Genomic DNA, 13,129 nt, shown 5'->3' with positions numbered 1-13,129 from the left:
TTAATCCGAAACATCTCAAAAACTGGTTTACTAATTGCTGCTACTGTACCTCATAACATCCGGAAGTGCTGTATAATCAACTACTTTTTACTCGGCGCAATCTTCTCAATAGAAATCAGCGACTCCATCACCGACTCCACAATCGGCGCCGCCACCGTCCCCCCCGAACCATCCTTCGGCTCGTCAATCACCGCCAAAACCACATACCGAGGAGCCTCCACAGGCATAATCCCCACAAAGCTAGTAATAATCGCCTTGTCAGAATAACCCCCACCAGCATTAGCTTTTTGAGCCGTACCCGTTTTTCCAGCAATCCGATACCCAGGAATTTGTGCAGCTTTCCCCGTACCACCATCAACCACAGTTTCCATCATTTCTAACACCTGCTTAGTAGTTTCCGGCGAAAAAACCTGCTTCGGAGCCGGCCTCGGAAGCTTCCAATAAGCTTCACCGTCCCTATCAAAAAGTCCCCGCACAACGTGAGGAGTCACCAACTTGCCACCGTTAGCCAAAGCGCCGTTAAGCTGCACCAACTGCATCGGAGTAATCGAAAAACCTTGCCCAAAAGCCGTAGTAGCAACTTCCACCGGAGAGTTAATAAATTGCTCTCGATTTTTAAGCTGACTGGTTACTTCAAAAGGCAAATCAGTTCCCGCAGTTTGTCCCAGTCCGAGTTTTTCTAAAGCTTGATAGTAAAGAGAAGCCTTCATACTTCTCATTACGTGCACCATCCCCACATTACTAGAATGTTTCAAAATCTCAGTAACAGTGGAAGGGCCGCGCGCCCCTGCTTGTTTGTAATCGGAATTTTGGATAGTCCAGCCATCCATGAAAATCCGACCTTCGTCCTTAAATACGCTATTAGGTTTCACCGCACCCGCTTCCAGAGCGATCGCCACATTAATCGCTTTAAAAGTCGAACCAGGCTCATAAACATCAGTTACAGCCCAATTTTTATAGCGCGACAAATCGAAATTAAAATATTGATTCGGGTCATAAGAAGGTTCCGCTACAACAGACAGCAATTCCCCGTTACGGGCATCCATCACAATCACCGTGCCCCGCTTCGCATCGTGTTCCTTCATTTTTTCCTTAAGCGCACTTCGGGCAGCCCGCTGCAAGCGAGTGTCGATCGTCAATTGCAATTTCAAGTCATCAAGCTGCACAAATCCCGCCGTCAGCCGATCGGGAACCCAACTCCCATTGCTCGACCTGCTAAACTGAATCGACGGCATCGATCGTTCCAACAAATTCTGCTGGCTGTATTCCACCCCAGCTTGTCCCTTCCGTTCCCCGTCCACATAACCGAGGATATCCGCCGCCAACTCCTGCTGCGGGTAAAAACGCTGCTGCTGCCGCAGCAACTCCAAGCCATCCACCAGACTATCTTTAATTTGCATCCCAGCGACGCGATCGGCAACCTCTTGAGGCAGAGACTCCGCAATAGTAATACCGCTTTCACCAAGATTAAACCTGCGTATCAATTCAGTTTCCGCCGTAGTGCCCGGACTCAGTTCGAGCGCCAGCATCGGAGCCAATGTAGCAGCAATTTCCGCCTTCGAGTGGTTAAACAACTTCGGGTGAGCGTAGAGCGTGTACACCTCTCTGTCGATCGCCAAAACATTCCCTGCGCGGTCAACAATCGGGCGTCTCGGTACAAACGGCTTCGTTTTGAGAGTTTGCTGCTGCTCGGCCTGTTTACGCAGCGCCGGAGCTCGCGTCACCTGCAAATAAAACAAATTCACAGCCAGCCCCAGCCCCCCCAGCATCAACACCGCCCACACGGCCCACAAACGGAACTTGCTGCGCTTTAAACGCTCCACCGGCCGCCCCCAAGATGCAGCCGTCTGTTGTGGCGATCGGCCGAAACTGCCCGAAGATCTAGGTTTGGCTGGTTTTTCCCACCCAGTGCGAGCGCCTGCCTGTTTTGTGCGTTTGAAATTCGGCGATCTGTAGCGGTCAAAACGGGGGTCGTAGCTCATGGCATTAAAAATTCAATAGCAAGTTAGAGCGTTTTAGAAGTTATAATTTATAACTTAAATCTTAAAATATAAAATTCACGACTTGGGAATGAGCAGTCCCTATCAAGGTTGGGCTCACACCTACAGTTGCATTCTGTTTTTTGAAGTGGTGTTAATTATTTTTAATTTGTAACTTCCCGTTGGAAGCAGAAAATCGATCGCGACTTGCAAAAAAGTCAAAAAGGAAATTAGATCCTCGAATTTGCAGGCCCTCGGACACTCAGGCCCTCGGGCGCTCTACGCTTTGACACAGATTTAATAGCCCAGCGGTGTTTCCACACCGCCTCCCTTCTTGAGAGCGGGCTCAGAATTTGGTGCCGCAACGGGCGATCGAGTTTCAGGGGCCGGCTGCAAGAAAATCGTGTCCCCAGGATTCTGCGGAGCCAAACCGGTTTCGGGATTTTGGGCTTCTTTAGCAAGTTGGTGTTTCAAGACTTCACTAGAAGCACTCAATTGCTGTTCCCGGAGGCGCAGAGTTTCCAGCTTTTGATACTCCTGGCTCCAGCGCTGCTCGCCGTAAACTGTCAAGCCGTAGAGACTCAGAGCACCGCCCAAAAGCATAAGTGCTGCCACTGAGGAGGCGCGCTGTGCCTGCAGGAGCGATCGCAACCACACTGGCTGCTGCTGGCGAGCTGGCATGACTTTCAGCACCGATGCGGACTGCCGAACCTGAGCATGTTCGTCTGCTGGCGAGTAGTTGGGCAATACCGGCCCTGTCTTCGCCCGCCTAGCCCGGGCAATAGAAGTAACTTTGCTTTTGGCTGGGCCAGCAGAGGGCTTGCGGGTCGATCGGGAGCGGGGAGAATCCGGGGATCTGATAGCAGCGGTCATAGAGTTCACCAATACGTAAAGTGGGGTAGCTTCAGCTTGATTGAGGTTAAGAGTTTTTTGTCTCCAGAGCGCCAGTTGTGGCAATCTGGGCTCGATCGGTTATCCTTACCAAAGATACCTCACAAGCCAACCAACCCATCCTACCACTGGTCTCTTTGACTTCAGGATTTGCCAAAAAAAAAGAAATCTTTGCTGGTTAGCGATAATCTATGTGAAATTTATGAATAAATGCAGTATTGTAATCAACGAGCGAATCGTTGAGCTATTCGTGCCAGCATTGTTTCTGAAGTACACTATTCCCTTCCTTGCGATGGGTTTTCAGTCTTAAGGAGTTTTTATGAACAAGGGATTAATTCGTTTGACTTTGGTAGTGGGCTTGGCAGTAGCCCTCGGCGCCTGCGGAGGAGAGGGCGGCAACACTAACTCTAGCCCCTCTCCAGGCGGCCCTGGCGGCACTGGCGGCGCTGGCACTACTACTACTTCTCCTACTTCTTCTCCATCTCCAAAGTCCACTCCTGGGAGTGGTGGAGCTGGGGCTGGTGGAGCTGGGGCTGGTGGAACAGCTTCCCCTTCTCCTAAAAAGTCTCCCTAACTAGGGCGATCCGAGAGTGTTTGCCCAACGAGCCTAGCCTCCAGGTGAAAAATCGTTCGCTCCTCGCATTTTTTCATCTCAGAGGTCTAGGCCTCAAGTTGGGTGTTAGTTGTAGTCTGATGCTTTTACTAAAATTTCAGTACGTCCCCTTAGTGCCGCAAAGTCCGCTTAGCGCTGGGTTACAAGGGCATTAGCTTTCAAGTGGAAAATTTGACTCCCGGCATGGAGGTTATGAAACTCAAGCCTCTGAGGGGAAGTTTGAGGACAGTGCCAGTGCTTCTGCCTCAACTCGAAGGTTAACCGGAGGCGATCGCCGACTCGACGCAAATTTTGCACTCGATCGAGTCTCGCTTTCTTTCCCCGCCGCTGTTCCCACAGACGAGAGGAAAGCAAGTTGACCTTTGGATGCTCGTCGAAGACTTCCTCGATGAGAGCATCCGCATGGCTACTCGATTTGTTTACTAAGAGTTTCGCATCGGTGCGGGCAAGCAAATCGACCCGTCTGTTTAGAGCCAGTTTAGTGATTCAATTGGCGCCGCGCCACTTCGGTATTAACCCTGCCTCGCCAAAACTCGCTCCAGTTGCGCCTGAGTGCTGCTTTAAACCTATTGCACCGTCGCTGGTAGGATGGTGCTAGTTTGCTAGGCGATGCCTTGAGCATGGCTGATATTCCTTGCTGGTGTCGCCATGCTGAGTCCTTTAGCTTTGATTCCTCAATACCGAGTTGAGCATCCTTCGCTGTTTGAGCGTATTGCCCAAATATCACCGAATTTGTGGGGAAACCCAGCCTCCGGGAGGTGAAATTCTACCGATCGGGCGATCGTCCCTGCCTGAAAATTCCAGGTAAACTATTAACTGCTCTCCAACACTTAGAGTGTTGACCCTCCTGCAGTGGCAAATAGACAATAGTTGGGAAGAAAATTTTCATATCACATTTTAAATAAAAAGTCAAGGAAATTTGGGAGATAAGATAAATTTTTCAATTTGTTTTAATATTTCTATACTTAGATGTTACCAATAAAACCCCAGCTCGGCCGCCGGCAAGGCAACAGCCTGCTGTGTGTCCCAGGGCGCGCGCTGGAGCAGCAGGCAAGATCGTGCTAATCAGTGGTAGGATCAGCGATCAAAAATGTATCGAAATGTAAAGTGCAGTGCCACTCTAGGTTTTGAAAGCCATTTAGTTAAAAGATTGAGGTAAGTAGTTTTATGCCCGCGACCGTCCCCTTTGAACAGATTGACCGCATTGTTTGGAATCAGCACCACGATCCATTTGAAGTGCTAGGCCCTCACGCGATCGAAGAAAATGGCAAAAAAGTCTGGGTCGTCCGAGCTTATCTGCCGAATGCGGATGCGGTATCGGTAGTTGTGCCGGAGGCCAGGGCCGAATACCCGATGAAATCAGAGCATCACCCTCACTTTTTTGAATGTACGATCGAAACCCCAGAACTAGCAAACTATCAACTGCGGGTCAAAGAAGGAGAACACGATCGCTTTATCTACGACCCCTACGCCTTTCGATCGCCCAAACTCACAGAATTTGACATTCACTTATTCTCAGAAGGCAACCACCACCGGATTTACGAAAAACTGGGGGCACACCTCACCGAAGTAGACGGCATCACAGGAGTATATTTTGCCGTTTGGGCCCCGAATGCGCGAAATGTATCAGTTTTAGGAGATTTCAACTATTGGGACGGCCGCAAACATCAAATGCGGAAATCGCAAAACGGCATCTGGGAATTATTTATTCCGGGACTATCCGTGGGAACTTCCTACAAATACGAAGTGAAAAACCAAGACGGACATCCCTACGAAAAGTCCGATCCTTACGGTTTCCAGCAAGAAGTGCGGCCGAAAACAGCATCAATTGTCACCGACTTAAACACCTACAATTGGAACGACAGCGCTTGGATCGAAAAGCGGCGGCACACAGACCAACTGACGCAGCCGGTTTCGGTTTACGAATGCCACATCGGTTCTTGGCTGCACGCCGCTACTGACGAACCCGCCGTGCTACCAAATGGGGAAATACAACCCGCCGTGCAAGTTTCGGAACTGAATCCCGGGGCGCGCTTTCTGACTTACCGGGAATTAGCCGCTCGGCTGATACCCTACGTCAAAGATTTGGGATTCACTCACATTGAAATGCTGCCGATCGCCGAACATCCTTTCGACGGTTCTTGGGGCTATCAAGTCACCGGTTATTTCGCCCCTACTTCGCGCTACGGCACACCTGAAGATTTCATGTATTTTGTTGACCAGTGCCACGCCAACGGCATTGGCGTACTGGTGGACTGGGTACCGGGACATTTCCCCAAAGACGGCCACGGTTTGGCTTTCTTTGACGGAACTCACTTGTACGAACACGCCGACCCCCGCAAGGGCGAACACAAAGAGTGGGGAACCCTAGTATTTAACTACGGCCGCAACGAAGTGCGGAATTTCCTAGTATCAAACGCTCTGTTTTGGTTTGACAAGTACCACATCGACGGGATTCGCGTAGATGCCGTAGCCTCGATGCTTTATTTGGATTACTGCCGCGAACCCGGAGAATGGCTGACCAACCAATACGGAGGGCGTGAAAATATTGAGGCGGCGGATTTTCTGCGTCAGGCGAATCACGTCATTTTTAGCTATTTCCCAGGTGCGCTGTCGATCGCCGAAGAATCTACCTCTTGGCCGATGGTATCTTGGCCGACCTATGTAGGCGGCTTGGGCTTCAACCTGAAGTGGAACATGGGTTGGATGCACGATATGCTCGACTATTTCCACATGGACCCGTGGTTCCGCCAGTTCCACCAGAACAACATAACTTTCAGTATGTGGTACAACCACAGCGAGAATTTCATGCTGGCTTTGTCCCACGATGAAGTCGTCCACGGCAAGGCTCACATCATCGGGAAAATGCCAGGGGACGAATGGCAAAAGTTTGCAAACGTGCGCTGTTTGTTTACTTTTATGTTTGCTCATCCCGGAAAGAAAACGATCTTTATGGGCATGGAGTTCGGCCAGTGGCACGAGTGGAACGTTTGGGGGGATTTGCAGTGGCAGTTGCTGCAATTCGATCCGCACCAAAAGTTGAAGCTGTTTTTTAAAGATTTGAACAATTTGTACTGCAGCGAAAGGGCACTTTACAGTCAAGATTTTGCTGAGGATGGGTTTGAGTGGATTGATTGCACCGACAACCGGCACAGTGTCGTGGCCTTTGTGCGCCGAGAGAAGGATGGCGACGAGTTTGTGGTGACGGTGTGCAATTTTACGCCGCAGCCGCACTCTCACTATCGCGTAGGAGTGCCGGAACCAGGTTTCTATACGGAGTTGTTTAACAGCGACGCGCGGGAATACGGCGGCAGCAATATGGGGAATTTGGGGGGCAAGTGGACTGAGGAGTGGTGGTTCCACAACAGTGCTTATTCGATCGACTTGTGTTTGCCACCTTTGGGCGTGTTGATTTTAAAGCTCGATCGGGCAAAAACAACGGCCAAATCTCAAGAGTTTTAAGTTGTGATATCATTTCCGGTTACACCGGAATGATGTTGACGGTTGACGGTTGACTGTTGACGCCGTGAACCGTCAACAGTGAACTCGAATTTACTATTCCGATGCTAACGGATTTGATATGAGTCGTGAGAGTTTTGAGTTAAGAAGAATCAAAACTTTATCAAACCTAAAAATTTGAGGGTATTCAGAAACCCGGTTTCTCCAAGAAATCGGGTTTTTTTTGTTTTGTTGTTGTGGTGAATATCTCGACGGGGTGACAAACCCGTCAAAAGACCTACTGAGGGCGGAGCGTTGCATAATAGCGGGAGGATTTTGATTTTTTTTGTAGGTGTGGCCATACCCCCGAAGGCGTGTATTTTCACAGCAGGCGGAACGCTTAACCCATACTCCCCACAAGAATCATCCTCCAATTGTGCCAAGCCGAATTAATTATAATTAGGCACAATAAACTACCATTTTTTCAGATGTGTATCAGGGCTATGTTCTTGATTATATCTATGTTCTGACGGGGTTGTCATCCAGGGAAGTGCGTACATCATGTTCTTTTTTAAGTGGTATTAATTACCAATGCCAATTTTTCCTGCCCAATTTTTACTTCTCAAATTTTAATTTCGAGTATCGGAAGCGCCAAGATTATAAGAAACTTTTGACGGCTCAACTGTTACTACTTCCGAAAGAGATTGTTCTGCTGCTACCTCTAACTTTGGCAGTGGTAGATGCTTCATTTCCCAAACTTTCAGCAAAATTAGATATTCATAAAAAGCTTGCAGCGTGCACCAAGCCAATCCCGCTTGGCCGTCAAGAAATCCGCCCAGTAAAATATACATATAGAAAAAGCGCACCACAGGTCGCAAAGGCAAGCGCAAAGAAAAATCTTTCAAAGCGCGACGCCTTTCCACCTCCGACGCGCCAAACAATAAACCCCACCAATTTACTTGACCTGCTTCTAATTGACGGAGAGTTTCAGCCGCCTCGTCAGTCGAGTAGCGGTTGTGCTTTTCAATCCAGCGGGAAAGACCTTTGCTGCAAGTATAGTGAGGGTAAGTTTCCTTCAAAAAATGAGTAGGCCCGTTGCAGACTTCCCGTTCAGTGTGACCGTAGTCAGTAAACCACACTCGGTCTTTGCGAAAGAGACGCATTTGATAGCGGGGATATTGAGTGCTGCGGCGAATCCAGCGCTCCATAAATATTACTTTTTCAGCTACGTAATAGCCGATATATTCTTGAGTTTCGATCGCCTTTAAGCATTCAGCAAACAGTGCAGGCGTCATCCGCTCGTCTGCTTCGAGGATGTAAACCCATTCGTACTTGCACGGGACTTCTTGGAGCATCCAAGTCCGCTGGCGTCCGTGAGTTTCAAAGCGGTGCTGCACTGTTTGCACGGCATAGTTCTGAACAATCTCAAGGGTGCGATCGGTGCTGAAAGAATCAACTACAATGATATCGTCACAAAGCAGTGCCGATTCAATGCAAGCGGCGATATCAATCTCTTCGTTGTAAGTCAGAATATAAATTGAGAACATTCCCAGCTTTCAGTAAGGGCAAACTATTGGGTAAACAAACTATTTCTCAGGGATGTCTCGACCAGCGCGATCCCTGCCAGCGCCGGTCAATTTTTGCGGCGGCCGAACCGCATAATTCCCATACTTCTCAATCCCGTCCAACCAACAGTAATGTAGCCGATCGCTAACAGCAAACTGGTGATTCCCGTCTGCAAACTCGAATTTCTCGATCGAGTTCTTAACTCTTTCTCTTTTTGTTGCTTGCGGGTGCGAATCTCGTTGCGAGCTTGATTGGGCAGTTCTTGGGCTTGCTGTTCGAGGAATTTGTCGAGGGCTTTCGGGTCATTTTTCGACTCCTGAAGCACAGCTTTCCATTCCTTGGGAACCTCTGGACTCTTGAGTGCTTGTTGCAGCTTCCCGTCGTCTTGTAGCAGTGCGGCTATCTGGGTGCGACGCTGGCTTTTGAGCTCTTCTACCTGAGTTTTAAATTGAGGGCTTTTAAGTTGCGCCTCAAGTTGACCTTCGGCTTGTCCCGCTTCTTGATCGACTTGAGCCAGAGCATCCTTGAGTTCCAAACGAGTATTGTTGAGGTGAACGGGAACCAGAGATAGGTAAACTAGACCTAACAAGCTGGAAATCAACAGCGCCCAGAATCGCAAGTCCAGCCCAACATTGCGTCGCTCAATAGAGACTCCACTGCTGCTGTCTACCCAAAAGCCAGTCATCAGCAGGGCGATACCGATCAAAGGAATAATGCCCCTGTCAACTATCTGAGTTGCTGCAGCCAACTGCCAGCCTCGATTGAGAAGGTCTGAACTTTCTCCCGGCAGCGACAGAACAATGCAGTCAAGCAAAGCAGAGAGAATCAAGATAATCCCGACTACTTTTAGAGTTCGAGCAGCTACTGAAGAAAATTGACGGCTATTACTTGCTTTCATAATTCGTGTTAGATAATTCTACACCTTTAGATTCAAGGGGGTAGTTGAGTGGATTTTGTTGAAGGAGTTAAGCTATTTTCCACCAAAATAGCGGCTTCGGGTACCGAACTCGACTTTCCTCTGGGTTTTCACAGACTGCAGTTGCGAGCCAAAAGGTCGAGTTTCTGAGCAGCGATCCAGAGTTGGACGCAGGAGGCTGTAGGCTTATGGGCTGGCTGTAAAGCTTGGTCAAGATAGCGCCCAGAAACTGCAGCAAGCAACTGCTGGCTTCTTCTATAGTCTGACGAATCCAGCGTAAAGATGAGCTCTGCACACTTGGGTTCCTGGTTTTAACTAGCTTTCGCTCGCGCGGCCGTGCCCGAAATAAGAGACACAGGAGGAGCGCGTTTCGTTGGGTTTCACCCCCTAGGGCTCCCACTACCCGATCGCCTGCCCGAGGGGGTGGAACTACATCCCTTGTCTTATAGTAATTGATATAAGAGAGGGCGGGAATAAATAATTGTTTACCAACCTTTTTAACCTCCAATTACCAACAGCACGATACGGCAGTCACAAATACACGACTAGCGGTTTTTTACTTGGGAATTCTGTTTACTATATCACGTTGTTGCAGGTAATTTTTACTTATCCATTCTTGCTTAATAGTCACAAATTACTAATCACTATTTACTCATCGGCAACTATTAATTATGGTCAGGTTGAATAATTTATTATTCAATAGTAAAAGTGCAAAGCTTCACATTTTTTGGTAGGATAATTTTGACCGCTGTTCAAATTTGGTGGTAATGACTGCAATGATTTCTGATGTTTACACGTTGAGAGAACTGGAAAGATCGATCGCATCCGATCCGGACAAGTGGCGTCCGATCGTGTTTACTAACGGCTGCTTCGATATCCTGCACTGCGGTCACGTCCGCTATTTGCAGGCGGCAAAAAATTTGGGCCGATCGCTCGTTGTGGGTTTGAATAGCGACGCCAGCGTGCAAGCTATCAAACCGCAGCAGCCAGGATTGCCGCCCCGCCCGATCGTACCGGAAAATCAGCGAGCCGAAGTGTTAGGCGCTCTCAAACCAGTAGACGCCGTAGTAATTTTTTCGGAGATTACAGCAACTAAACTGATAAATATCCTGAAGCCTGATATATACGTTAAAGGAGGCGACTATCAAGTCGAAACTCTGCCGGAAGCACCGGCCGTTATCGCCGGAGGTGGCAAGATTTCCTTAATCGAAATAGAAGTTCCGAGTTCTACCAGTGCGATCGTCAAACGCATTTTACAATTAGGTACTTAACCCTCGATCGCAAACAGCAAACAGTGAGCTAAACTCAGAAGTTGCCCCATCAAAAAACACGCTTGGTGCGATCACTCGTACAACTTCATCCCAATTGCTAAGCAGGAGATAATTTTAATGGAACTCATAAGCAATAACACGATCGCGGAAATCATACAAAGACACAAAGCAGAGTTACTAGCAGACTGGCTCAAAGAACTGCAAAATACCGGGCTGCGGCGGGACGACTTGATGAGAGCCAAAGAATTGCGCTCCGAGTGTCAAGAGTTCTTGCAATTGCTCCACATTGCAGTCGGACACGGTAACTTTAGCGACATCCAGACACCCGAATGGGAAAATATGCGGGTGTTGCTAGCAGAAGTTTCGCGATCGCGCGTTCAGAGAGGCTTTACTCCCTCAGAGATAGCGAGTTTCATTTTATGCTTCAAAAAGCCATTGTTCGATCGGCTTTGTCATGAACTGACAGAAAACCGCGACGCACTTGTCGAGCAACTTTGGCTTTCCACCAGTTTATTAGACCAGCTTGGCCTTTGGGTGACAGAAATCTTTCTCAAAGCTCGCGAAGAAGTCATCGAACGCCAGCAGCAAGAAATGCTGGAATTGTCAACACCCGTAGTCAAACTTTGGCAAGGCATTCTCGCTTTACCCATGATCGGGACTCTCGACAGTGCCCGCACTCAAATAGTAATGGAAACTCTGTTGCAAGAAATCATGGAAACCGGCTCAGAATTTGCGATTTTAGACATTACAGGCGTGCCGACTGTTGACACTTTAGTGGCTCAACATTTATTAAAAACTGTAGCAGCCGCCCGTTTAATGGGTACTGAGTGCATCATCAGTGGCATTCGCCCGCAAATAGCTCAAACCATAGTTCATTTAGGAGTTGACTTGCAGGATATTCTCACCAAAGCTACTTTAGCAGATGCTTTTAAAGTCGCTTTGCAGCGCCAAGGTTTAACTATAAGAAATATTCAAGAGGAAAGATAAAAAATATTGCCTCTCTGCCTAAAAAAAATAAGTTAAAATTAAAATAGAGGTCAATTTGTGGAACGTATACCGATACTTCAAATGGGAGAATTTCTGCTAGTAACTATTCAAGTAGATATGCACGACCGCTTAGCTATGACGCTGCAAGATGACCTGACGAACCGCATCGTCAAAACAGGTGTAAAAGGTGTGTTAATAGAAATTTCTTCCCTCGAAATTGTTGATTCTTTTATCGGTCGCATTATCAACAATATCGCTAGTATGTCGCGAATTTTAGATGCGGAAACAGTTGTGGTCGGGATGCAGCCAGCGGTTGCTATTACCCTCGTTGAGTTGGGGCTTTCCCTGACAGGAGTTCGCACAGCTTTAAGCGTTGAAAAGGGCATGATTTTGTTAAGAAAATCCTTGGGTTGGTCTCTGGACGAGCAAGGGTAAGCAGTCGATTAATTGTCCCCTGACTGAGGCACAGGCAGTCAAGAAACCTAGTTTGTTTGTAGATACCTTGTTGACAAACAGAAGATTTCTTAGGAAAGGGCTTACGCACTCAAGGGGGTTAAATCAAGGGTTTAAGATTCCTGCACTATGTTCTATTTTGAGAGAAAATCGTAGTAAGTGCGTAAGTTTTATTAGGAGAAACTAAGTTGATGAGCGTAAGTCCTATATTTTGGGGAGAAGTTCTATTTTGGTACAGTAGCCGCCATGTCAAAACGTGAGATACTAGAAATCCGATCGTCATCCGATATAGTCCACGTCCGACAGCAAGTGCGAACTTGGGCTGTAGCAATGGGATTTGGTTTATTAGACCAAACGAAAATCGTTACCGCAGCCAGCGAACTCGCCCGCAATACTGTAGACTACGGCAAAGGGGGAACTGTAACTCTCGAAACGCTCCAATTAGGAACCCGCAAAGGGCTGCGGCTAATATTTGAAGACAAGGGCCCGGGAATTCCAGACATCGAATTGGCAATGACTGACGGTTATACTTCTAATCACGGTTTGGGTTTGGGACTCAGTGGTTCTAAACGGTTGATGCACGAATTTGAGATTGTTTCCAAAGTGGGTAAGGGAACTAAAATTGCGATCGTCCGCTGGCGGTGAGTAAGTAATACGATTTGAGAGTTTAGATTTTAGATTAAAGCATTGGGAATGACTGATGACTATCGGGGTTTGGAGCTTGCGTATAGTTGCATTCTTTTTTAAAATTGGTATAAAGAGCAACCAGCAAAGCCAAGAAGTGATTCTGGGAATGCCGCCCCATAACCGGAGAGGGTTGGCGTATGGAGGATTTCAGTGCGATTCGTTGAAACGTGAATCACGGTAATCAGTCCGTACATAGCGTTTCCAGCCACAAGGCTGAACTCTCGGTCTGATAAGGGTGCAAGTCCCTTCTACCAGACTCAGGTATGACTCCCTATCTGCCCACACCGACCAAGCTCGATTCTTGGAGAGTGAAGCTGGGAACAGGACG

12 protein-coding genes are annotated in these 13,129 nt (G+C 48.0%); 7 read left to right on the top strand and 5 right to left on the bottom strand.

Going from position 1 to position 13,129, the window contains the following annotated elements; genetic code table 11:
* Window positions 1-80: 80 nt before the first annotated feature.
* Window positions 81-1,982: a penicillin-binding protein 2 gene (locus tag QUB14_RS26970; protein WP_333221065.1), complete on the bottom strand. Its 1,902-nt coding sequence runs from the start codon at window positions 1,980-1,982 to the stop codon at window positions 81-83.
* Window positions 1,983-2,276: 294 nt separating this feature from the next.
* On the bottom strand, window positions 2,277-2,852 hold the full coding sequence (locus QUB14_RS26965) for a hypothetical protein (protein ID WP_333221068.1): 576 nt from the start codon (window positions 2,850-2,852) through the stop codon (window positions 2,277-2,279).
* A 337-nt stretch (window positions 2,853-3,189) separates the two neighbouring features.
* Here QUB14_RS26965 and QUB14_RS26960 point away from each other — a divergent pair, with 337 nt between their 5' ends.
* The 3 genes from QUB14_RS26960 (at window position 3,190) to glgB (ending at window position 6,945) form a co-directional block, all read left to right on the top strand.
* Window positions 3,190-3,444, top strand: coding sequence for a serine protease (locus QUB14_RS26960; RefSeq protein WP_190662411.1), 255 nt, complete (start codon window positions 3,190-3,192; stop codon window positions 3,442-3,444).
* A 201-nt stretch (window positions 3,445-3,645) separates the two neighbouring features.
* On the top strand, window positions 3,646-3,744 hold the full coding sequence (locus tag QUB14_RS26955; protein ID WP_333221071.1) for a hypothetical protein: 99 nt from the start codon (window positions 3,646-3,648) through the stop codon (window positions 3,742-3,744).
* Between the two features lie 906 nt (window positions 3,745-4,650).
* Window positions 4,651-6,945: a 1,4-alpha-glucan branching enzyme gene (glgB, locus tag QUB14_RS26950; RefSeq protein ID WP_333221075.1), complete on the top strand. Its 2,295-nt coding sequence runs from the start codon at window positions 4,651-4,653 to the stop codon at window positions 6,943-6,945.
* 605 nt (window positions 6,946-7,550) lie between these two features.
* Here the strand turns inward: glgB and QUB14_RS26945 are convergent.
* On the bottom strand, window positions 7,551-8,468 hold the full coding sequence (locus QUB14_RS26945) for a glycosyltransferase family 2 protein (protein ID WP_333221077.1): 918 nt from the start codon (window positions 8,466-8,468) through the stop codon (window positions 7,551-7,553).
* Window positions 8,469-8,554: 86 nt separating this feature from the next.
* Window positions 8,555-9,385 (bottom strand): hormogonium polysaccharide biosynthesis protein HpsJ, encoded by an 831-nt coding sequence (gene hpsJ-B / locus QUB14_RS26940; protein WP_333221079.1) that lies wholly within the window; start codon window positions 9,383-9,385, stop codon window positions 8,555-8,557.
* A 785-nt stretch (window positions 9,386-10,170) separates the two neighbouring features.
* Here hpsJ-B and rfaE2 point away from each other — a divergent pair.
* The 4 genes from rfaE2 (at window position 10,171) to QUB14_RS26920 (ending at window position 12,759) form a co-directional block, all read left to right on the top strand.
* Window positions 10,171-10,674 carry a D-glycero-beta-D-manno-heptose 1-phosphate adenylyltransferase gene (gene rfaE2, locus QUB14_RS26935; RefSeq protein WP_333221081.1) on the top strand — a complete coding sequence of 168 codons (504 nt, stop codon included), beginning with the start codon at window positions 10,171-10,173 and terminating at the stop codon, window positions 10,672-10,674.
* Window positions 10,675-10,791: 117 nt separating this feature from the next.
* Window positions 10,792-11,661 (top strand): STAS domain-containing protein, encoded by an 870-nt coding sequence (locus QUB14_RS26930; protein ID WP_190733979.1) that lies wholly within the window; start codon window positions 10,792-10,794, stop codon window positions 11,659-11,661.
* Window positions 11,662-11,718: 57 nt separating this feature from the next.
* The gene (locus tag QUB14_RS26925; RefSeq protein ID WP_190662402.1) at window positions 11,719-12,096 is read left to right on the top strand and encodes an STAS domain-containing protein; all 378 of its coding nucleotides are present in this window, start codon (window positions 11,719-11,721) and stop codon (window positions 12,094-12,096) included.
* Between the two features lie 264 nt (window positions 12,097-12,360).
* On the top strand, window positions 12,361-12,759 hold the full coding sequence (locus QUB14_RS26920; RefSeq protein ID WP_333221083.1) for an anti-sigma regulatory factor: 399 nt from the start codon (window positions 12,361-12,363) through the stop codon (window positions 12,757-12,759).
* A 189-nt stretch (window positions 12,760-12,948) separates the two neighbouring features.
* Here the strand turns inward: QUB14_RS26920 and QUB14_RS26915 are convergent.
* A partial coding sequence (locus QUB14_RS26915) for a hypothetical protein (protein WP_333221086.1) occupies window positions 12,949-13,129 on the bottom strand: 181 nt, incomplete at its 5' end.

It is taken from the genome of Microcoleus sp. B3-D2, from assembly GCF_036705345.1.
Classification (GTDB): domain Bacteria; phylum Cyanobacteriota; class Cyanobacteriia; order Cyanobacteriales; family Microcoleaceae; genus Microcoleus.
This window is presented reverse-complemented; position numbering and strand designations above follow the sequence as displayed.

Excerpts from the sequence above, each read along its gene's own strand:
- QUB14_RS26970 (WP_333221065.1), bottom strand. The coding sequence starts at position 1,982 with ATGAGCTACGACCCCCGTTTTGACCGCTACAGATCGCCGAATTTCAAA.
- QUB14_RS26965 (WP_333221068.1), bottom strand. The coding sequence starts at position 2,852 with ATGACCGCTGCTATCAGATCCCCGGATTCTCCCCGCTCCCGATCGACC.
- QUB14_RS26960 (WP_190662411.1), top strand. The coding sequence starts at position 3,190 with ATGAACAAGGGATTAATTCGTTTGACTTTGGTAGTGGGCTTGGCAGTA.
- glgB (WP_333221075.1), top strand. The coding sequence starts at position 4,651 with ATGCCCGCGACCGTCCCCTTTGAACAGATTGACCGCATTGTTTGGAAT.
- QUB14_RS26945 (WP_333221077.1), bottom strand. The coding sequence starts at position 8,468 with ATGTTCTCAATTTATATTCTGACTTACAACGAAGAGATTGATATCGCC.
- hpsJ-B (WP_333221079.1), bottom strand. The coding sequence starts at position 9,385 with ATGAAAGCAAGTAATAGCCGTCAATTTTCTTCAGTAGCTGCTCGAACT.
- rfaE2 (WP_333221081.1), top strand. The coding sequence starts at position 10,171 with ATGACTGCAATGATTTCTGATGTTTACACGTTGAGAGAACTGGAAAGA.
- QUB14_RS26930 (WP_190733979.1), top strand. The coding sequence starts at position 10,792 with ATGGAACTCATAAGCAATAACACGATCGCGGAAATCATACAAAGACAC.
- QUB14_RS26920 (WP_333221083.1), top strand. The coding sequence starts at position 12,361 with ATGTCAAAACGTGAGATACTAGAAATCCGATCGTCATCCGATATAGTC.